Origin of the sequence: Kitasatospora sp. NPDC086801 (assembly GCF_044745805.1) — a bacterium.
Lineage (GTDB): Bacteria > Actinomycetota > Actinomycetes > Streptomycetales > Streptomycetaceae > Kitasatospora.
On sequence record NZ_JBIVAX010000055.1, the window covers coordinates 1 to 19659 of the forward strand.

General features: G+C 74.2%; 17 protein-coding genes. 8 read left to right on the forward strand and 9 right to left on the reverse strand.

The genetic code is table 11. The features are described from left to right. Positions 1 to 92 precede the first annotated feature (92 nt). On the reverse strand, positions 93 to 614 hold the full coding sequence (locus tag ACIPLC_RS34550; protein WP_400477003.1) for a GNAT family N-acetyltransferase: 522 nt from the start codon (positions 612 to 614) through the stop codon (positions 93 to 95). Between the two features lie 239 nt (positions 615 to 853). On the opposite strand from ACIPLC_RS34550, the gene ACIPLC_RS34555 reads away from it, so the two are divergent. Beyond that, the gene (locus ACIPLC_RS34555; RefSeq protein ID WP_400477004.1) at positions 854 to 1831 is read left to right on the forward strand and encodes a polysaccharide deacetylase family protein; all 978 of its coding nucleotides are present in this window, start codon (positions 854 to 856) and stop codon (positions 1829 to 1831) included. Between the two features lie 26 nt (positions 1832 to 1857). On the opposite strand, the gene ACIPLC_RS34560 is transcribed toward ACIPLC_RS34555, so the two are convergent. From ACIPLC_RS34560 to ACIPLC_RS34570, 3 genes are all read right to left on the reverse strand, one after another. Beyond that, entirely contained in the window at positions 1858 to 2295 is a 438-nt protein-coding gene (locus ACIPLC_RS34560) for a YchJ family protein (protein WP_400477005.1), read from the reverse strand. A 68-nt stretch (positions 2296 to 2363) separates the two neighbouring features. Next, a complete protein-coding gene (locus ACIPLC_RS34565; RefSeq protein ID WP_400477006.1) occupies positions 2364 to 3935 on the reverse strand; it encodes an FAD-dependent monooxygenase in 1572 nt (523 codons plus the stop codon). A gap of 27 nt (positions 3936 to 3962) precedes the next feature. Continuing rightward, the gene (locus ACIPLC_RS34570) at positions 3963 to 4574 is read right to left on the reverse strand and encodes a TetR family transcriptional regulator (RefSeq protein ID WP_400477007.1); all 612 of its coding nucleotides are present in this window, start codon (positions 4572 to 4574) and stop codon (positions 3963 to 3965) included. A gap of 258 nt (positions 4575 to 4832) precedes the next feature. On the opposite strand from ACIPLC_RS34570, the gene ACIPLC_RS34575 reads away from it, so the two are divergent. Then, entirely contained in the window at positions 4833 to 5231 is a 399-nt protein-coding gene (locus tag ACIPLC_RS34575) for a cytochrome C oxidase subunit I (RefSeq protein ID WP_400477008.1), read from the forward strand. Positions 5232 to 5313: 82 nt separating this feature from the next. On the opposite strand, the gene ACIPLC_RS34580 is transcribed toward ACIPLC_RS34575, so the two are convergent. Then, entirely contained in the window at positions 5314 to 6969 is a 1656-nt protein-coding gene (locus tag ACIPLC_RS34580) for a cytochrome bc complex cytochrome b subunit (RefSeq protein WP_400477009.1), read from the reverse strand. A 363-nt stretch (positions 6970 to 7332) separates the two neighbouring features. On the opposite strand from ACIPLC_RS34580, the gene ACIPLC_RS34585 reads away from it, so the two are divergent. From ACIPLC_RS34585 to efeB, 3 genes are all read left to right on the forward strand, one after another. Continuing rightward, the gene (locus ACIPLC_RS34585; protein WP_400477010.1) at positions 7333 to 7656 is read left to right on the forward strand and encodes a hypothetical protein; all 324 of its coding nucleotides are present in this window, start codon (positions 7333 to 7335) and stop codon (positions 7654 to 7656) included. Positions 7657 to 7863: 207 nt separating this feature from the next. Beyond that, positions 7864 to 9930, forward strand: a complete 2067-nt coding sequence (gene efeU, locus ACIPLC_RS34590; protein WP_400477011.1) for an iron uptake transporter permease EfeU — start codon at positions 7864 to 7866, stop codon at positions 9928 to 9930. Next, a complete protein-coding gene (gene efeB / locus ACIPLC_RS34595) occupies positions 9930 to 11264 on the forward strand; it encodes an iron uptake transporter deferrochelatase/peroxidase subunit (RefSeq protein WP_400477012.1) in 1335 nt (444 codons plus the stop codon). Before efeU ends, efeB begins: the two co-directional genes overlap by 1 nt. A gap of 97 nt (positions 11265 to 11361) precedes the next feature. Here efeB and ACIPLC_RS34600 read toward each other — a convergent pair whose 3' ends face one another. Both ACIPLC_RS34600 and ACIPLC_RS34605 read right to left on the reverse strand, forming a co-directional pair. Next, positions 11362 to 12753 carry an ATP-binding protein gene (locus tag ACIPLC_RS34600; RefSeq protein ID WP_400477013.1) on the reverse strand — a complete coding sequence of 464 codons (1392 nt, stop codon included), beginning with the start codon at positions 12751 to 12753 and terminating at the stop codon, positions 11362 to 11364. Beyond that, positions 12750 to 13430, reverse strand: coding sequence for a response regulator transcription factor (locus ACIPLC_RS34605; RefSeq protein WP_400477014.1), 681 nt, complete (start codon positions 13428 to 13430; stop codon positions 12750 to 12752). Before ACIPLC_RS34605 ends, ACIPLC_RS34600 begins: the two co-directional genes overlap by 4 nt. Before the next feature lie 240 nt (positions 13431 to 13670). Here ACIPLC_RS34605 and ACIPLC_RS34610 point away from each other — a divergent pair, with 240 nt between their 5' ends. Beyond that, positions 13671 to 15140, forward strand: a complete 1470-nt coding sequence (locus ACIPLC_RS34610) for a glutamate synthase subunit beta (RefSeq protein WP_400477015.1) — start codon at positions 13671 to 13673, stop codon at positions 15138 to 15140. A 158-nt stretch (positions 15141 to 15298) separates the two neighbouring features. On the opposite strand, the gene ACIPLC_RS34615 is transcribed toward ACIPLC_RS34610, so the two are convergent. Then, positions 15299 to 16738: a TolB family protein gene (locus tag ACIPLC_RS34615; protein WP_400477016.1), complete on the reverse strand. Its 1440-nt coding sequence runs from the start codon at positions 16736 to 16738 to the stop codon at positions 15299 to 15301. A gap of 222 nt (positions 16739 to 16960) precedes the next feature. Here ACIPLC_RS34615 and ACIPLC_RS34620 point away from each other — a divergent pair, with 222 nt between their 5' ends. Next, positions 16961 to 17488 (forward strand): YcxB family protein, encoded by a 528-nt coding sequence (locus tag ACIPLC_RS34620; protein WP_400477017.1) that lies wholly within the window; start codon positions 16961 to 16963, stop codon positions 17486 to 17488. A gap of 38 nt (positions 17489 to 17526) precedes the next feature. On the opposite strand, the gene ACIPLC_RS34625 is transcribed toward ACIPLC_RS34620, so the two are convergent. Beyond that, entirely contained in the window at positions 17527 to 18873 is a 1347-nt protein-coding gene (locus ACIPLC_RS34625; RefSeq protein WP_400477018.1) for an MFS transporter, read from the reverse strand. A gap of 122 nt (positions 18874 to 18995) precedes the next feature. Here ACIPLC_RS34625 and ACIPLC_RS34630 point away from each other — a divergent pair, with 122 nt between their 5' ends. Beyond that, complete coding sequence (locus ACIPLC_RS34630) at positions 18996 to 19643, forward strand: TetR/AcrR family transcriptional regulator C-terminal domain-containing protein (RefSeq protein WP_400477019.1); 648 nt, start codon at positions 18996 to 18998, stop codon at positions 19641 to 19643. Positions 19644 to 19659 lie beyond the last annotated feature (16 nt).

Here is a 19659-nt window from a genome sequence, read left to right on the forward strand (position 1 = left end):
CCAGGTACGACAAACGCGTGTACGTCTTTCTCGGCACAGTCACGGTCGCCGCACTGGCCATCTGGCTCCGCTCATGATCGCGCGGACAGAACCTAGCCGCCGAGCTCCTTGCCGTACCAGATCTGGGCGTACGGGCCGCTGCTGTGGGCGGGGATCTCGCGGTAGCCGTGGCGGGTGTAGAGCGCGCGGGCCTCGACCAGGTCGAGGCGGGTGTCGAGGACGATCCGCCGGGCGCCGAGCGAGCGGGCGGCCTCGTCGACGGCGGCGAGCAGCCGGGCGCCGCCGCCGGTGCCGCGCAGGCCGGGGCGGACGAACACCCGGGTCAGCTCGACGGTGTCGGCGTCGCGCCGGCGCAGCCCGGCGCAGGACTGGGCCGTGCCGTCGTAGTGGCCGAGCAGGAAGAGGCCGTCCGGTTCGGTGAGGTCGTCGCTGGGGGAGCCGGCCAGCCCTGACTCCAGTTCCTCGGGGGTGCCCTCGCGGCCGAGGTGCAGGCGGTAGTAGCGGTTGGCCACGTCGTAGTAGTACTCGCGCAGCAGGGCCAGGGCCTCGGGTGCGGTGACGTCCGCCGTGGTGACGGACCAGAGGTGGGCGGTGCGGGGCGCGATGTCGGTCATGCGCGCATGATCGGTGGTCGCGCGGTCGGATGGCAATCGGGTTTCGGATGGCAATCGGGGTTTCGTGCGGGCGCCCGGCGCCGCCGACCCGGTACCGGATGTGGCCGGTTCGGCAAAGGAAGGGCAAGGCGCCCGGCGCGCCGTTGCCCCGTTCGGGTGATGAGGGGATTGGCGGGGGTGCGCTGCGGGGGAGCAGTGCGCTTATGAACAGATCATCAAATCATCGTATTAATGCTGGTTTGAGGGGAAGTCAGGGGCGCGGCGCCGGTGTGCGGGCGGGTGTGCGGACCGGCCTGCTGGCCACCGTCTGCCTCTCCGCCGTCGCCGCCGGCTGTGCTGGGCCCGCAAACCCCGCGCGGCCGGCGGTCGTCCCGCCGGCGGCGGGTGCCGTGCCCGTGGTCGAACACGGGGCCGGCCGCCCGCCCGAGGCGCCGGCGGTGCTGCCGGGCCTGGCCCGCACGGAGGAGGAGACCGGCACCGAGGCGGTGGCCCGCCAGGAGTCGGCCACCCGGGCGGCCCTGGAGACCGCGCACCGCTGGGGCCTGGAGAGCCCGCCGCTGAAGGCGCCGCCGCGCCCGGCGACCAGGTCGGTGCTGGCCGAGTCGCAGGGCGTGAAGGTCAAGGACGGGCGGCCACCGGTGGTCTACCGGGTGCCGACCGACGAGAAGGTGGTCTTCCTGACCGTCGACGACGGCGCCGAGAAGGACCCGGAGTTCTCCCGGATGGCCGACGAACTCGGCATCCCGCTCAGCACCTACGTCTCCGACTACCTGGTCCGGGAGAACTACGGCTACTTCCGCGACCTGCACGCCCAGGGCGTGGAGATCAACAACCACACCATCAACCACCGCAACCTGAAGGTCCTCGACTACGAGGCCCAGCGCGACGAGATCTGCCGCCAGCAGGACCAGTTGGAGAAGCAGATCGGCGTCCGCCCCCGGCTGTTCCGGCCCCCGTACGGCGAGTACAACGACGACACGCTGCGCGCGGCGGCGTCCTGCGGGGTCCAGGCGGTGCCGCTGTGGAACGAGGAGGCCTTCCCGGACCACATGGAGTGGCGCTACGAGGACCGGAAGCTCCACCCGGGCGACATCATCCTCACCCACTTCCGGGGCACCGACCTCTGGAAGGGTTCGATGCCGGACCTGCTCCGCAAGGTCGTGAACGACGTCACCGCGCAGGGCTTCGCCCTCGGCCGCCTGGACGACTACCTGTAGGAGCACCCCCGCGGGGGCCCCGGAGCTCAGCCGAGCGAGAGGGCGTCGAGGTACACCCAGGCGCCCTCGTGCCGGACGAACCGGCTGTGCTCGGTGAGCACGCCCTGCTCACGGCCCTCGGTCCAGTGCGCCCGGAAGGCGACCGTGCCCTCCGCGTGGAAGGCGCCGCCCTCGGTGGTGGCCACCACCTCCAGACCGGTCCAGCGCAGCGCCGGGTCGAAGTCCACCTCGTCGGGCCGGGTGTCCGGGTGCCAGGTGCGCAGCAGGTACGCCTCGTCCTGGGCGGCGAAGGCGCTGTACCGCGAGCGCATCAGGGACTCGGCGGTGGTGGCCGCCGTCTGGCCGCGGTGCAGCCGCCCGCAGCAGTCGCCGTAGGCGGCGGGCAGGCCGCAGGGGCAGGGGGAGGAGGGCAGCAGCCGGGGCGTGGAGGCGGCGGCGCGGGGCGCGGGGCGACGTCGGGACATGCGGTCCATTCTCTCCCCCCGGCCCCGGCCGCCCCGACCGGGGCCGGGGGGCGTCCGGGTGCGGGTGCTCAGAAGCGGGCGGAGTCCGGTTCGCCGAACCAGGTGTGCAGCGCTCGCAGCAGCCCGTCCGGATCCTCCTCGCCGGGTGCGGCGGCCCAGGCGACGTAGCCGTCCGGGCGGACCAGCAGCGCGCCGGCGGGCGGCTGCGGGCAGTCGGCCGTCAGCACGTCCCAGCCCGCCGTGAGCACCTCCACCCGGCCCTTCCAACCGGCCGCGAGGTCGGCGAGCGGGGGCGAGCCCTCCGCGAGGTCGAGCAGCAGGGCGCGGCCGCCGCGGGCCACTTCGGCGAGCCGGGTGGGGCCGGCGGTGGTGGTCAGCGGGAGGTCCGGTGCGAAGCCGCCGGCGAGCGGGTGCGAGCAGTCGGTGTCGTACCGGACGTCGCTGCCCGCCATGAGCGCGGCGATCCGCCCGAGGTTGTCCCGGTGGGCGAGCAACTCGCCGAACAGGGCGCGCAGGGCGGTGACGGCCGAGCCCGGGGACATCAGGGCCATCTGGGCCTGCGAGTGCATGAAGACCCGCTCGCCGACCGGGTACCGCTCGCGGTGGTAGCTGTCCAGCAGGCCGGGCGGGGCCCAGCCCTGGACGTCGCCGGCCAGCTTCCAGCCGAGGTTCGCGGCGTCCTGGAGACCGAGGTTGAGGCCCGGGCCGCCGGTGGCGGCGTGCACGTGCGCGGCGTCCCCGACCAGCAGCACCCGGCCCTCGCGGTAGCGCTCGGCGAGCCGGGTGTTGTGCCCGACCTGGCGGCGCGGGGTGTGCGCGCCGGGCGTGCTGGCCGGGGCGAGCGCCAGGTCGGCGCCGGTCACCCGGCGGACGCTGGCGCGCAGTTCGTCCAGGGTGGGCGGCGCGGTCTCGTCGACGGGCGGGCCGTCCCACTCCAGGGTGGCCATCATGACGAGTTCCGGGCCCATCGGGACGAGCACGAACACGCCGTGCGCGGTGCGGGTGTGGGTGAACGGGCGGAACGGCGTCGGGCAGCCGGGCAGCAGCACCTCGCCGGTGTCGAGCACCTGCACCCCCTCGGGCGGGAGCACGTGGGCGATGCGCGCGACCGGGTCGGGCGAGGTGACCCCGGGGAAGCCGATCCCGGCCAGCTTGCGGACGGTGCTGCGGCCGCCGTCGGCACCGACCAGGTAGCGGGCGCGCAACCGCTCCGGCCCGTCCGGTCCGTGGACCTCGACGGTCACCCCCGCCTCGTCCTGGGTCAGGCCGGTGACCTCGCGGCCGTGGTGCACGGTGACGCCGAGTTCGCGGGCCCGCTCCGCCAGGGCCTCCTCGATCCGGTGCTGCGGCACCGGCAGGGCGTACAGCGGGTTGCCGTCGAGTTCCCGGAGGTCCAACGGGAACGCGCCGAACACGAAGCGGGGCACCGGAGCCGGGGCGCCCGGGCCGCCGAGCCGCTCGTACAGGCCGCGGTGGTCCAGCAGTCGGATCACCTGGCCGACCAGCCCGTTCGCCTTCTGCTCCGACGAGCGTTCGGCCAGCCGGTCCAGCACCACCGGCCGGACTCCGGCCAGCGCCAGTTCGCAGGCCAGCATCAGCCCGTTCGGGCCGGCGCCGGCGATGATGACATCGTTGGTCATGGTCAATCCCCCTGTGCGGCGGTGAGTTCACGAAGACGACGGGTCGGGGAGGCCGGCCGCCAGCTGCCGCAGCGCCTCCGCCAGGAGCGGTTGCAGCGGCACCGGCGGGTCGGCGCGCAGCCACACGTCGCTGGCCGCCTTGAGCGCGGCCAGGACACCGGCGGCGACCAGCCTGGGGTGGAGGCCGCCGGGGTCGGCTCCGGTCCGGGCGGCCACGGCCGCGGTGAGCCCGGTCTCGGCGTCCGCGCCGGCGCGGGCCAGCTCGGCCTGGAGGGCCGGCTCGCGCAGCAGCAGTCGCACCGAGGTGGTCCACTGCGGGTCCGGTTGCTCCGCCGCGCCGTCGAAGGGCGCGAGGGCGGCCCGGGTGAGCGCCTCCCAGAGCGGTTCGGTCACGGGTCGCTCCCGCAGTGCCTCGCCGACGAGCCGGATGCGGTCGCAGTGCCGGGAGACGATGGCCTCGGCCTTGCTGGAGAAGTAGTTGTTGTAGGTGCGCGGCGACACCCCGGCCGCGGCCGCGATGTCCTCCACCCGGACGTTCCCCAGGCCCCGTTCCACCGCCAGGCGCAGTGCGGCCCAGCTCAGCGCCTCCCGGGTCGCGGCCTTCTTCCGTTCCCGCAGACCGGTCTGACTCTTCGTCATGGAAACCACCCTCCCCGGAAGTCTGCGCGCCGCGCAAGACTGCGTGGCACGCAACTTTTTCGGATCCGACACCCCGGGCGGATCCGCCCCGGCGGGGTTGCGAGGAGTCGCGCGGAGGCTCGGCGAGTCGCCCCGCGCGCCCGGTTGGTCACTGATAGTAGTGGCCTGGTCGCGGAGCGATCTCCCGCGCGCCGGTTCGGCGGGACGGTTCGTCAGGGCGTCCCGCCAGCACACCTCGACAGGACATGAGGAGCGGTCATGGGTGGCAGACAGCGTCCGCCGGGAGCGCGGACCCCGCGGCAGGGCAGGCCCGCCGGGGGCGGCCGGGTGAACGCCCGGGCGGAGATCGCCCGGCTGGAGGGCTATCTCGCCTGGGAGGCCGAGGTGGCGGCGGCCGAACGGGACGCCCGGGCCTTCGCCGGGCAGTTCGCGTGGCTGCCCGCCGCGGAGCGGGAGAGCCTGGAGCAGGCCTACGCCGCCGACCGGCTGCGCTACGCCGAGGAGGTCGTCGACCGCGCCGTCGAGCGCTGCCGCCGGCTGGCCGCCCGCTACCGCGGCGAGTGCCGCCGGATCTGCACCCGCTGGGCCGCGCTCTGCCTCTCCGTCACCCTGGCGGCGGCGCTGTTCGCCGTCGTCCCGGCGGCCCTGCGGGGCTGAGCCGGGCCCGATCCGCCCGGGCATGCCCGAGGGCCCGCCGCGCCGGTGACGGCGCAGCGGGCCCTCGGGGTGTCCGCGGGGATCAGTGGTGGCCGTGGCCGCTGCTGATCTCCCGGTGTTCCTCGGCGGTGGGCTTGGCGATCTGGCTGCCCTCGCCGTAGAAGCCGCGGGACAGCTTGGCCCTGGTCCGGGCGAACAGCCCGGCCTTGCGGACCACCCCGTTCTCGTCCACCTCCGGCGGCAGGTCCACCGGCTGCGGCTGCTCGTGCGCGGTGAGGGCGTACAGCCGGCCCGGCGGGAGCGGGGCGTGCACCTCGACGAACTCGCCGTGCTGGAGCCGGTTGATGACGCCGGTCTCCCGGCCGTGCAGCACCTTCTCCTTGTCGCGCCGTTGCAGGCCCAGGCACCACCGCTTGGTGATCACGAAGACGACCACCGGAACGACGAAGAAGCCGGTGCGCACCGCGTAGGTGATCGCGTTGATCGACAGGTGGAAGTGGGTGGCGAGCAGGTCGTTGCCGCCGCCGGCCAGCAGGATCAGGTAGAGGCTGATCCAGGCCGCTCCGAAGGCCGTTCGCACCGGCGCGTTGCGCGGCCGGTCGGCGATGTGGTGCTCACTGCGGTCCCCGGTGACCCAGGCCTCCAGGAACGGGTAGCACCAGATGGCCAGCAGCACGGTCGGGAAGACCACCAGCGGGACGAACACCCCGAGGTTCAGGGTGTGGCCGCCCCAGACGCTGATCTCCCAGCCGGGCATCACGCGCACCAGGCCCTCGGAGAAGCCCATGTACCAGTCCGGCTGGGCGTCGGTGGACACCTGGTCGGGCCGGTAGGGGCCGTAGGCCCAGATCGGGTTGACGGTGGCGATCGCCGACATGAACGCGACCACGCCGAAGACCAGGAAGAAGAAGCCGCCGGCCTTGGCCATGTAGACCGGCATCAGCGGCATGCCGACCACGTTGTCGTTGGTCCGGCCGGGCCCGGCGAAGTGGGTGTGCTTGTGGTAGAAGACCAGGATCAGGTGCGCCGCGAGCAGGCCCACCATGACGCCGGGGATCAGCAGGACGTGCACGGTGAACAGCCGCGGCACGATGTCGTGGCCGGGGAACTCGCCGCCGAACATGAAGAACTGCAGGTACGAGCCGACGATCGGCACGGCCAGGACGGCGCCCTCCATGAAGCGGATGCCGGTGCCGGAGAGCAGGTCGTCCGGCAGCGAGTAGCCCATGAATCCGTCGAACATGCCGAGGAACAGCAGCATCGCGCCGAAGACCCAGTTGATCTCGCGGGGCTTGCGGAACGCGCCGGTGAAGAAGACGCGCATCATGTGCGTCAGCATCGCGGCGACGAACACGATCGCCGCCCAGTGGTGGACCTGGCGCATCAGCAGGCCGCCGCGCACCTCGAAGCTGATGTCGATGGTCGAGGCGTAGGCCTCCGACATCTGGATGCCCTTGAGCGGGACGTACGAGCCGTCGTAGATGACCTCGCCCATGCTCGGCTTGAAGAAGAGGGTCAGCCAGACGCCGGTGATGATGATGATGACGAAGGTGTAGAGCGCGATCTCGCCCAGCATGAAGGACCAGTGGTCCGGGAAGATCTTGCGCAGATTGGCCTTGGCCAGGGAGTAGATGCCGAGTCGGCCGTCGGTCCAGTCGGCCAGGGCCTCGGCCTTGTTCGCGGGGTCGGCGCGCGTGCTGGTCGCCGGTCCCGGCTGCGACTGCTGGTCGGTTCTCACGACGGGCTCCCCGGCGTTCTCGGCGTGCCGGGCTGGAGGCCCGCCGGCGGAAACGCCGACCGGCGAAGTGTTGTGATCATGGGACCTCTCGATACGGGCCCGCCGGCTGGACCGGCACGCGGAGCGGATGAACCACTGGCCCGTTGCTCAGGGTGATGGAGCGCTTACTCTGTCATGCTGTCGGCAGGGGGCCGACTGTGCACGTCCATCGGCCCGTCCGGCCGCTCGTGTCGGGCCGGACGGGGGGTCCTGACGTCCGATCGGCCGCCCGGACGGGTGACGGTGCTGCGCCCGGGTGCCGCTGAACCGTTTCGGCGCGCGCCGCGTCCGGAGGTCGCGCGACCCCGGGCCTACGCTGCGCCAATGGTGGATCACCGTGAACTCTTCGAGGACGTCACCGCGGCCCTCGCCCGCGCCGGGATCGACGCCGGGTCGGGCCCGTCCCTGCTGCGGATCGGCCGTCGCCCGCCGGGGGTGGCGGTCGGCTGGTCGCCGGGGGAGGGGCCGGACGAACCGCCCTCGCGGGGGGCTCGCGAGGCGGTCAGCGGCGCGGCCGCCGTCGTGCTGCGCGAGTACGGCTACCTGGTCGCCGAGACGGGCGACGGCGGGCTGCTGGTGACGCCCGCCGCCGAACCGGTGGCGGTGCCGGCGGAGCCGGAGGCGGTACCGGAGCAGTGGTGGGGCTGAGCCGGGCCGGCTCGGCAGCCCTCATACCGAACCCTTACCTGAACGGGGGGTCCTGTTGACCACGGCGGCTCTAAGGTTTGCCTAAGCTAAGTCGAAGCGCCCTGGACCCCCGTGTCCGGGGCGTTCGGCTGTGCCGCGCCGCCGCCACCCGCGGCGGGCCGCCGAGTTCAGGTACGACCCGGGGTGACCGGGGGAGGAGCCCGCTGCATGTGGGATGAGGCGTTTCCCAGCTTTCTGATCGGGCTGCGCGAGGGTCTGGAAGCCGGACTGATCGTGTCGATCCTGGTCGCCACGCTCGTCCGCTTCGGGCAGAAGGCCCGGTTGCCGCAGGTGTGGACCGGTGTCGCGGCGGCGATCGCGCTCAGCCTCAGCTTCGGCGCGGTGCTCACCTTCACCGCCGCCAACCTCTCCGGCCACGCCCAGGAGGCGTTCGGCGGGGTGCTGAGCCTGATCGCGGTCGGCTTCGTCACCGCGATGGTGTTCTGGATGCGCCGCTCGGCGCGCACCCTCTCCGCCGAACTGAAGGAGAAGGTCCAGGCCTCGCTGGCGATGGGGGCCGGTGCGCTGGTGCTCACCAGCTTCCTCGCCGTCGGCCGAGAGGGCCTGGAGACCTCGCTCTTCCTGTGGACCAACGTGCGCACCGCCGGGGAGTCCACCGGGCCGCTGCTCGGCGCGGCCGTCGGCCTGGTGCTCTCGGCCGGCCTCTGCTGGGGCCTGTACCGGCGGGCGCTGAAGATGAACCTCACCCGGTTCTTCACCATCACCGGCGTCGGCCTGATCGTGGTCGCGGCGGGCGTGCTCGGCTACGGCCTGCGCGACTTGCAGGAGTCCGGGCTGGTCGGCGGCGGCAGCTCGTACGCCTTCGACCTGAGCGGCCACCTGGACGCCTCCTCCTGGTACGCCACGCTGGTCCAGGGCACCCTCAACCTGACCGTCACCATGACGGTCCTGCAGGTCGTCGGCTACCTCGCCTACCTGTGCATCGTGATGACGCTGTTCGTCGAGGGCGTCCGCGGCGGCAAGGCCGCTCCAGCCGCCTCGGCCGCCTCGGCCGCCTCGGCCGCCGGGAAGGCGGAGCAGGGCGAGCAGGCCGGGGCCACCGGGCCGGTGCGGTCCGGACGTCCGCGCTGGGCCGTGCCGACCGCGCTGGTCGCGGTGCCGGTGGTGGTCGCCGGGGCCGTGATCGCGGTCAGCGACGGCAAGCAGGGCAGCTCCGCCACCGTGTCCGTCTCCGAGCAGGAGTGCGGCAAGGGCTTCAGCACCCCGCTGCCCGGCCAGCAGGTCTTCCAGATGCACAACACCGGGGACAAGGTCTCCGAGGTCTACCTGGTCAACCCGGCCAGCGGCGCCGTCTACGGCGAGATCGAGGGCCTGGCCCCCGGCACCACCCGGGCGCTGACCGCGACCATCGGCTCCGGCGACTACGCCTGGCGCTGCGTGCCCACCGGCGGCAAGTCCGTCACCTCGGCCGCCGTGCACGTCACCGGCGGCGGCGAGGTCAAGGCCGTCAAGCCGGTCGCCGAGGAGGACCTCAAGGGCCCGCTCGACACCTACAAGGACTACGTCGACAAGGGCCTCGCGACCCTGCTGACGCAGACCCGGAAGCTCCAGGCCGACGTCCACGGCGGCGACCTCGCCACCGCCAAGGCCGACTGGCTCACCGCGCACCTCCAGTACGCCTCGCTCGGCGCCGCCTACGGCACCTTCGCCGACCTCGACGGCAAGATCGACGGCCGGCCCGACGGGCTCGCCGACAAGGCCCAGGACAAGGACTTCACCGGCTTCCTGCGCCTGGAGTACGGCCTCTGGCACGGCGAGTCCGCCGCCGACCTGACGCCCGTCGCCGACCAGCTGGCCGCCGACGTCGCCAAGCTCGGGCAGGACTTCCCCGGCCAGGACTTCGACCCCGGTGACCTCCCGCTGCGCGCCCACGAGATCCTGGAGAACACCCTCCAGTTCGAGCTCACCGGCGACACCGACCAGGGCAGCGGCACCAACCTGGCCACCACCCAGGCCAACCTGGCCGGCACCCGGGAACTGCTGACCGTCCTGCAGCCGCTGCTCGACGAGCGCGACCCGCAACTGCTCACCCGCGTCAACGCCGGGATGAACCGGGTCGGCGACCTGGTCGCCGCCGCCCACAAGCCCGAGGGCTGGACCGCGCTGGAGCAGCTCCCCGCCGAGACCCGCCGCCAGCTCAACGGCGCCACCGGCCAGCTGCTCGAAGACCTCGCCCCCATCCCCGCCCTGCTCGAGATCCGGAAGGCCGCCTGATGACCGACCACACCGCTGCCACCGGAGGCTCCTGCCCGTTCCCGCACGCCGCCGCGCCCGCCGCGCCCGCCGTGCCCGCCGAGGGCGGCTGCCCGGCCGGCCCGGCCCGCCGCAGCTTCGTCCGGGCCGCGCTCGGCGCCGGCGCCGGAGCCGCCGTCATGGCGGGCGGGTCCTTCGCCCTGGCCGCCGACCCGGCCTCCGCCGGGGACAGCCGCCAGGCGAAGAGCGGAGTCGTCCCGTTCCACGGCGACCACCAGGCCGGCGTCACCACCCCGGCCCCCGGCTACGCCGCCTTCGTGTCCTGCCAGGTGATAGCCCAGGACCGCAAGGGCCTGGAGGACCTCCTCAAGACCCTGACCGAGCGCATCCGCTTCCTCACCGCCGGCGGCACCCCGCCCGACCTCGGCGTCGGCGCGCCGCCCGCCGACAGCGGCATCCTCGGCCCCGCCGTGCCCACCGACAACCTGACCGTCACGGTCGGCGTCGGCGCCTCGCTGTTCGACGACCGGTACGGGCTGGCCAAGGCCAAGCCGACCAAGCTGGCCCCGATGAAGACCTTCCCCAACGACAACCTGCAGGCCGCCGAACTCCACGGCGACCTCTCGCTGCAGATCTGCGCCGACCGGCAGGACACCGTGCTGCACGCGCTGCGCGACATCACCCGGCACACCCGCGGCGCGATGCAGATCCTCTGGCGGATCGACGGCTTCCAGAACGAGTCCCGCCCGGACGGCGCCCAGCGCAACCTGCTCGGCTTCAAGGACGGCATAGTCAACCCCGACACCACCTCTGCCCGCGAGATGGACCGGCTGATCTGGGTCACCGACGGCATGGGCGAGCCCGCTTGGGCGACCGGCGGCAGCTACCAGGTGATCCGGATCATCCGGATGCTGATCGAGTTCTGGGACCGCGTCACCCTCGCCGAGCAGGAGAAGATGTTCGGCCGCCGCCGCGACACCGGCGCGCCGCTGGACGGCCGCCAGGAGACCGACGCGCCGGACTACGGCAAGGACCCGGAGGGCAAGGCGATCCCGCTCAAGGCGCACATCCGGCTCGCCAACCCGCGCACCGCCGACACCGACACCTCGCGCATCCTGCGCCGCGGCTTCAACTACGACCGGGGCGTCGACCAGGCCGGCAACCTGGACATGGGCCTGGTGTTCTGCTGCTACCAGCAGGACGTGGTGCGGCAGTTCGAGGCCACCCAGACCCGGCTCATCGACGAGCCGCTGGTCGACTACATCTCGCCGACCGGCGGCGGGTACTTCTTCGTCCTGCCGGGCGTGAAGGACAACGCCGACTGGCTCGGGCACGGGCTGCTCGCGGCGGTCTGACGGGCGGTCCCACGGCGGCCGACGTGACGCCGCCGGGGCCCGGCGGCGTTGCGCGTGCCCCGGAGCCGCCACGCGGACGGGAGGTCGAGGACACGCCCTACGGACCGAGGGTGAAGCCGATCACCGCGCCGCCGCCGTCCCGGTTGGCGGCGAAGGCCTCGCCGCCGTGCGAGCCGGCCACCTCGTGCACGATGGCCAGGCCCAGCCCCGAACCGGGCAGGCTGCGCGCGGCGGTGGCCCGGTAGAAGCGGTCGAAGACCCGGGAGAGGTCGGCCTCGTCGATGCCCGGCCCGCCGTCGCGCACCTCGACCCGGCGGCCGCGCACCACCACCTCGATCGGGGCCGTCCCGGCCGGGTCGAACTTGGCGGCGTTGTCCAGCAGGTTCCCCACCGCCCGGGCCAGCGCGTCCGGGCGGGCGGTGACCACCGTGTCGTCGGCGTCCACGATGATCTCCCGGCCGCTGCGCCGCCTGGCCTGCGCGGCGGCCTCGCGCACCAGCTCGGCCAGCACCAGTTCGGTCGGCTCCTCGTCGGCCTTCCGGTCCGCGGCGAGCGCCACCAGCTCCTCCACCAGCAGCGTCAACTCCCTTGCCTCCTCGGCCAGATCGGCCATCAGCGCGGCCTGTTCGGCGGGCGGTAGGCGGTCCAGGCTGGGCAGGACCGAGAGGTTGGTGCGCAGGCTGGTCAGCGGGGTGCGCAGCTCGTGCCCGGCGTCCTGGACGAGCCGGCGCTGGTTCTCCTTGGCCGTGGCGAGCCGGCCCAGCATCCGGTCGAAGGCCCGGCCGAGTCGGCCGACCTCGTCCGTCCCGGCGGCCGCCACCGGGACGTCCAACCGCCCGCTGGCGGCGACCAGTTCGGCCGCGTCGGTGAGCCGGACCAGCCGGCCGGTGATCCGCCGGGCGAGCAGCCAGCCGGCCCCGCCCGCGAGCACCGCGACCGCCGCTACCGACACTCCGGTACGGATCCGCAGCGTCGCCAACAGGTGCTCGGTGGGGCCCAGTTGCTGAGCGATCTGGACCGCGCCGCGGCCGCCGCCGAGCGAGACCACGGCCACCCGGTAGGTGTCGCCGCGCACGCGCCGCAGCCCGGTCGAGGTCCGGCCGGGGTCGTCGGAGCGGGCGAGGGAGCGGTCCTCCGGGGTCGGCCGGAGGTCGATCCGGGCGGTGGCGGGCAGCACCTCGCCGTCGGGGCCGAGGGACTGCGAGGTGACCCGGATCGGGCGCAGCAGTTCCTCGCTCAGGCCGTCCGTGCCGTTGAAGTCGCCGGGGAACAGCATCTCCCGGCCGACCTGCTGGTGCACCGCCTGGACGGCCGCGGTGAAGTCGGCGCCCTCGTCGTCCCGGATCAGCCGGGCGGCGGAGTGGTAGCCGAGCGCGCCGATCAGCACCGCGACCAGGGCGGCCATCGCGGCGAAGGCGAGCGAGACCGTGGTGCGCAGCCCCCGGCGCGGCCACAGCGGCCGCGGCCGCGACCGGCTCCGACCGGTCACGACTCGCGCAGCGTGTAGCCGACGCCGCGGACGGTGTGGATCAGCGGCGTCAGGCCGGGCAGGTCCAGCTTGCGGCGCAGGTAGCCGATGAACACCGCGAGGTTCTTCGAGCCGGGGCCGAAGTCGTAGCCCCAGATCTGTTCGTACACCGTCGCCTGGTCGAGCACCGAGCCCGCGTGCCGGGTCAGCAGCTCCAGCAGGTCGAACTCGGTGCGGGACAGTTCCAGCTCCCGCCCGGCCCGCCAGGCCCGCCGGGCGTGCGGCTCGACCCGCAGGTCGGCCACGGCGAGGACGCCCCCGGCGGGCTCGGGCGGGTTGCGGCGCAGCAGGGCGCGCAGGCGGGCGAACAGCTCGTCCACGTCGAAGGGCTTGACCAGGTAGTCGTCGGCTCCGGCGTCGAGCCCGGCGATCCGGTCCGGGACCTCCACCCGGGCGGTGAGCATCAGGACCGGAGTGCGGTCGCCGTCGGCGCGCAGGCGGCGGCAGACCTCCAGGCCGTCCGGGCCGGGCATCATCACGTCCAGCACCAGCAGGTCCGGGCGCTGCTCCGTGAGGGCGGCCAGGGTCTGCGCGCCGTCCGCGGCGGTGCTCACCCGGTAGCCCTCCAGTTGGAGGGCGCGGGCGAGGGAGTCGCGGATGGCCCGGTCGTCCTCGGCGATCAGCACGGTGTGGGTCATGGCCCCGATTCTCCCCGGCGTGCCCACGGCGGCGTCCGGCGGGTCCGGGCCCGGCGGGCGGCGGGTGGCGGGCGGCGGGCGCGCCGATGGGAGCCGTGTCGGTGGGAGCCGTGCGGACGGGAGCCGTGCGGACGGGGACGGCTTTCGCCGCGCCGGGGAGGGGCGTACGGTGGCCGTACGGTGGCGTGTCGGCCGGGGGTGCCACCGGGTCCTTGTCGGCACACCCCGCCGGAGGCCGCGATGGCAGACCGGATGGCCTTCCTCACCACCCCGCGCGCCGAGCGCGAGCGGCGGGACGCACAGCAGCGGCTGGGGGACTCACGCGAGGTGTACCGGCCGCGGGCGCCGCTGCCGGTGGTGGGCGGGCAGGCGGGCCGGTGCATGGACTGCGGGCTGCCGTTCTGCCACCACGCCTGCCCGCTGGGAAACCTGGTGCCGGAGTGGAACCAGCTGGTGGCGGACGCGGACTGGCGGGCCGCCGCCGCCCGGCTGCTGGCGACCAACAACTTCCCCGAGTTCACCGGACGGCTCTGCCCGGCGCCCTGCGAGAGCGCGTGCGTGCTGGCGATCGACGGCGCCGCGGTGACGATCAAGAACGTCGAGCTGGCGATCACCGACCGGGCCTGGGAAGAAGGCTGGGACCTGCCGCAGCCGCCCGAGCGGGGCGCCGGGTGGCGGGTGGCCGTGGTCGGCTCGGGCCCGGCCGGCCTGGCCGCCGCGCAACAGCTGACCCGGGCCGGGTACGCCACCACGGTGTACGAGCGGGCCGACCGCCTCGGCGGGCTGCTGCGCTACGGGATCCCGCCGTTCCGGCTGGAGAAGCACCGGCTGGACCGGCGGCTCGACCAGATGCGGGCCGAGGGCACGGCCTTCCACACCGGGGTGCTCGTCGGCCGGGACATCGCGGCCGGGGACCTGCGGGCCGGGTGCGACGCGCTGGTGGTGGCGGTCGGCGCGACCGCCTGCCGGGAGCTGGCGGTGCCGGGGTGCGCCCTGCCCGGCGTGCACCAGGCGATCGACTACCTGACCTGGGCGAACCGGGTCGACGAGGGCGACCGCGCGGCCCCGCCGGTGTCCGCCGAGGGTCGGCACGTGGTGATCGTCGGCGGCGGGGACACCGCGGCCGACTGCCTGGGGACGGCGCTGCGCCAGGGCGCGGCCGCCGTCACCCAGCTCGACATCAACCCGTGCCCGCCGGTCCGCCGGGCGCCGGGGCAGCCCTGGCCCGTCCACCCGAAGGTGTACCGGGAGACCACCTCGCACGAGGAGTCGGGGGCCGCGGCGGCCGGTCCCCGGGTGTTCGCGGCGACCACGGTCGGCTTCGAGGCCGGACCGGACGGCCGGCTGGCCGCCGTCCGCTTCGCCGAGGCCGAACCGGGCGACCGCAGCCCCCGGACCGGCACCGAGCGGAGCGTCCCGGCGGAGCTGGTGCTGCTCGCGCTGGGCTTCAGCGGCCCGGAGCCGGACCAGGGGCTGATCGCCCAACTCGGCCTCACCACCGGCCCGGACGGCGCCCTGGCCCGGGACGACGACTTCGCCACCGGCGCGCCGGGCGTCTTCGTCGCCGGGGACGCCGGGCGCGGGCAGTCACTGATCGTGTGGGCGATCGCCGAGGGGCGGGCGGCGGCCGCGGCGGTGGACCGCCATCTGCGCGGCGGCACCGAACTCCCGGCGCCGATCCGGGCGTCGGCGCGGGCGCTCACGCTCTGAAGGGCGTGCGGGCGCTCACGTGCTGAGGGGCGGGCGGGCGCTCACGTGCTGAGGGGCGGGCGGGACCGGCAGCCCTGCCGCACCTCCGCGCAACCCATTGCGGTGTGGGGTATCTGCTGCCGGTGCGGTGAGCGGGGCCGGGCCCGGTCGGTTTCGGGTCAGAGCAGCGGCAGCCGGCGGAGGAAGACATCAGGGGCCTGGTTGGTGTCGCCCGGGACGAGCGTGCCGTCCTCGGAGGTGAACAGCACCGTGGTGCCGAGGGCGTCGATGAACGGCCGCTCCGAGGCGCCGGCGGTCTGCGAGCCGTCCGTCGCCACGCTGACCCGCTCGGTGCGGCCGGTCCGCAGGTCGCGCCGGAAGACGTCCCCGGCGTTGTTGGTGTCCCCTGGCACCAGGTTCGCCGCGTCGGAGTCGAAGTAGACCCAGCGGGCGTCGGCGGTGATCTGCGCGTGGTAGGAGTCGCCGGAGGTCTTCGTCCCCGGGAGCCCGGCGCTGACCAGGGTCTCGGTGCCCTCCTCCAGGTCGCGGACGTACACCTCGAAGTGGTGCCCCCGGGGGCCGTTGCCGTCCTGGAGCAGCGCCGAGTAGACGGCGTAGCGGCCGTCCCGGCTGAGCGCCGGGGAGGCCGCCCCGCGGTAGCCGCCCGCCCCGTCGGTGCTCACCAGGACGCTCTGCTCGTCGCGGAGGTCGCGGACGTAGAGCGGGTAGAAGCGGGGCTTGAGGATCGTCGGCTGGTCGTCGTGCCGGAAGGAGTCGCGGACGAACTCCTCGTCGGAGACGCCGTCGAACTCGGCGGCGGCCTTCGCGGCGAGGGCGCCGGGCTTGTCCTGGCTGATGATGTTGGTGGCCTTCGAGATGAAGCCGACCGAGCCGCCGTCCCCGCTGATCACCGGCTCGGCGGAGGAGGCGTTCGCCTCGGTTCCGTCCGCGCCGACGCTGACCAGGCGGGTCCCGCTCGTCGAGCGGTCGGTGACGTAGATGTTGCCGCCCGTCCAGGTGACCGTGCCGGGGGCCAGGTCGGAGCGGTTGGACTGGTAGGCGACGTACCGGCCGTCCCAGCTGATCGACGGGTGGCCGGACTGCCGGCCGGTCTGCGGCTTGGCCGGGTCGTGGCCGGTGGACACCAGCTCGGTGGTCCCCGTCCAGCGGTCGTGGACGTAGACGTCCTCGAAGCCGAGGTTCCCGCCGGGGGCGAGGTTGGTGGCGTAGGAGCTGAACGCCACGTAGCGGCCGTCGCCGCTGATCGTGGCGTCGAAGGAGTCGTCGGCCGCCTGGGCGCCGTTCGCGCCGGTGTTGACCCGTTCGGTCCGGCCGGTCCACAGGTCCCGGACGAAGACGTCCGACGTGCCGTTGGTGTCGCCGGGCACCAGGTCGGCGGCCTTCGAGGTGAAGACGGCGAAGCGGCCGTCGGCGCTCAGACCGGCGGCGTTCGAGGCGCCGTCGGGCTGCCTCTGGCCGAGCCCGACGGACACCCGTTCGGTGCGGCCGCGAGGCGCGTCCGCCTGGGCGGGCGTCGCCACCGTGACGGCGGCCAGCGCGGCCGCCGCCAGCGCGCCGGCCGCGCGCAGCAGGCGTGGTGCGGAACGTGTGCGGGTCATCTGGTCCCTCCCCTGGGTACGGCCGGTCCGCGTCGAACTCCCCGGCGGCCGGCTCGTGGTGAGCCAACCGTCGGGTGCGGCGGGAGGTCAACGAGGCCCGCCCGGAAGCGGCGGAATCGCGTCACCGGGAGGAGGGGGAGAGGGCGATGGATCGGGTGCACACGGCTTTTGCTAGCATCCGGCGGCAGATGCGTCGGGTGGAGGGGTTCGGAGGGGTTGCGGGTGGACGGTGGCAAGCGGGTGGAGGAGTCGGTCGAGGTCTGCTACACGCCGACGACCGCGGACTTCCGGGCGGCGTTCGCGGCCCGGGCCCGGGGTACGGCGGCGGGTCGACGGTCCCGGCGGTCGAGGTACCTGACCGCCTCCTGCACCGGGGCCGGCGCGGTAGTGCTCTCGGTCGCCGATCGGACGGTGGGCCCACCGGCGCTGGTGATGCTCGCGGCCGCGCTGCTGCTGGTGGTCGGACTGCCCTGGCTGCAACTGCGTCAGGTGCGGCGGATGGCGGCGGACAAGGGCGAGTTCCGGATCGTCCTCGGCGAGGCCGGGGTGACCGTCACCAACGCGGTGTCCAGCACCGAACTCGCCTGGCGGGAGCTTCCGTACTACCTGGAGACGCCCGAACTCTTCGTCCTGCTGGGCGGGGACGAGCAGACGCACGTGCTGACCCTGCTGCCCAAGCGCGGCACCGGCGACCCGGGCCGGCTCGGCGCGTTGATCGCCCGGCACGCCACGGTGCCCGCCCGGGACTGAGGGGCAGCGCCTCGGTCCGCCGCTGTCGGGGTGGGTGGTCATGGCGTGGACTGTTGGTCGGGCCGGGCGGGCTGGTGGTGTCGGTCGGGGTGGTCGGGGTGGTCGGGCTGGGCCGGCTGGGCCGGCTGGTCGAGGTGGTTTGGCTGGTCGCGCTGGTCGTAGCGCCAGAGCGCCGGAAGCGCGGCCGACAGGGCGGCGGTGCCGGCCAGGCAGAGCAGGCCACCGGTGCGCAGCGCGACGCGGATGCCCTGCCGGGCGGCGAGGCCGCCGGCCCGCAGGTTCCCGAGGGCGGGCCCGGCGGAGCCGATCAGCATCTCCAGGCCGGCGGCGCGGCCCCGAAGTTCGTCCGGAATGGACTGGTTCCAGATCGCGCTGCGGAAGGTGTCGCCGATCTGGTTGGCGCCGCCCGCGACGAGCAGGCAGAGCAGGACGGCCCACAGGCCGGGGGCGATCGAGGCCGCGGCCGTCGCCGCGCCGACGAGGGCGGCGCAGAGCAGCACCAGCCGGCCGTGCCGGTGCACCCGCTCGGTCCAGCCGCCGGTGGCGGCCGCGAGCAGGCCGCCCGCGGCAGCGGCCGAGTAGAGCAGGCCGAGCGCCCACGCCGCGTCCAACTCCTGGGCGAGGAAGGGGAACAGCGCGGTCGGCAGGGCGCAGACCGTGGCCGCGAGATCCGCCAGGTAGGTGCCCAGCAGGTCGGGGCGGCGGGTCGCGTACCGGGCGCCGTCGACGAACTCCCGTAGTCGCGGTGCCTCGGCGTCCCGCTGCGAGGGGACGGGCCGGACCCGGGTGAGCAGGGCGATCGAGACCAGGAAGGTGCCGAGGTCGACCAGGTAGGCGGCCGGGACGCCGGCCGTGGCGATCAGCAGCCCGGCGGTGGCCGGGCCGGCCAGGCCAGCGATGCTCCAGCGCAGCGAGAGCAGGTTGCCCGCCGCCATCAGCTGGTCGGGTGGCACCAGCCGGGGGATCATCGCCTCCGCCGAGGGCTGCTGAAGGCCCTGCAGTGCCGCTGCCAGTCCGGCGGCCGCGTACAGCGGCCAGAGCGCGGGCGTGCCGAGCAGCGCGTTGGCGAGCAGCAGGGCGCTCAGTGCGGCGAGTGCGAGTTCGGTGACCAGGGCGACGGTGCGGCGGTCGGCACGGTCGGCGAGGACGCCTCCGTAGAGGCCGAACACGATGGTCGGCAGGAGTTCGACGGCGCCGACCGCGCCCACGGCCAGCGGTGAAGCGGTGAGGTCGGCGATCTGGAGCGGGATCGCCGTCATGGTGAGGACGGAGCCGAGCAGGGTGACGGTGCCGGCCGTCCAGGTGAGGCGGAAGTCGCGGGAGGACCGCCAGGGCGCGGTGTTCGGCAGCAGTCGGGACCTGGGACGGTCCGTTCCGGAGGTCATGGGGTGGTGGTCCCTTCGGGCCGTCGATCACGACGGCTCTCCTTATCGCTGATAAATTCCAGCTCGGAACTTAGCGGCGATAAGGTGGAGTGGGCAGGCGAATAGCGGAGAGGTGGTCGGCGGTGGCACTGCAACGCGACGAGGTGGTGCGCACCGCGCTGCGCGTACTCGACGAGGAGGGCATCGACGGCCTGACCACCCGGCGGCTCGCCCGCGAACTCGGCGTCCAGTCACCCGCGTTGTACTGGCACTTCAAGAACAAGCGGGAACTGCTCGACCTGATGGCCGAGGCGATGCTCGCCGAGGCCCTCCCGGTCGACCGCAGCCCGGATCCGGAGCACTGGCCGGACTGGCTCGCCGCCGACGCCCGCGCCAAGCGCCACGCCCTGCTCGCCTACCGCGACGGCGCCCGGGTGCACGCCGGAACGCTGCCCACCGAGGACGAACTGCCCGCCGTCGAAGCCCAGTTGGACGCCCTCCGGCAGGCCGGCCTGCGGCCCCGAACCGCGCTGCGGCTGCTGCTCACCATCGACCGCTACATCATGGGCTGGGTCACCGAGGAGCAGGCCTGGCGACAGGACGCCGCCGACCGCGCCCGGCCACCCTTCCCGGACGAGGCCCTGCGCGACCTCCCGCTGCTGCGCGAGGCGGCCGACGTGCTGCGCATGACCGACCACGACGCCGACTTCGAGTACGGGCTGCGCGTCCTGATCGAGGGCTTCCGGGCCGAGATCGCGCGCGAGGCCTTCGGGACGGATGGGCTCGCGTGACCGGCCATGACCGGCC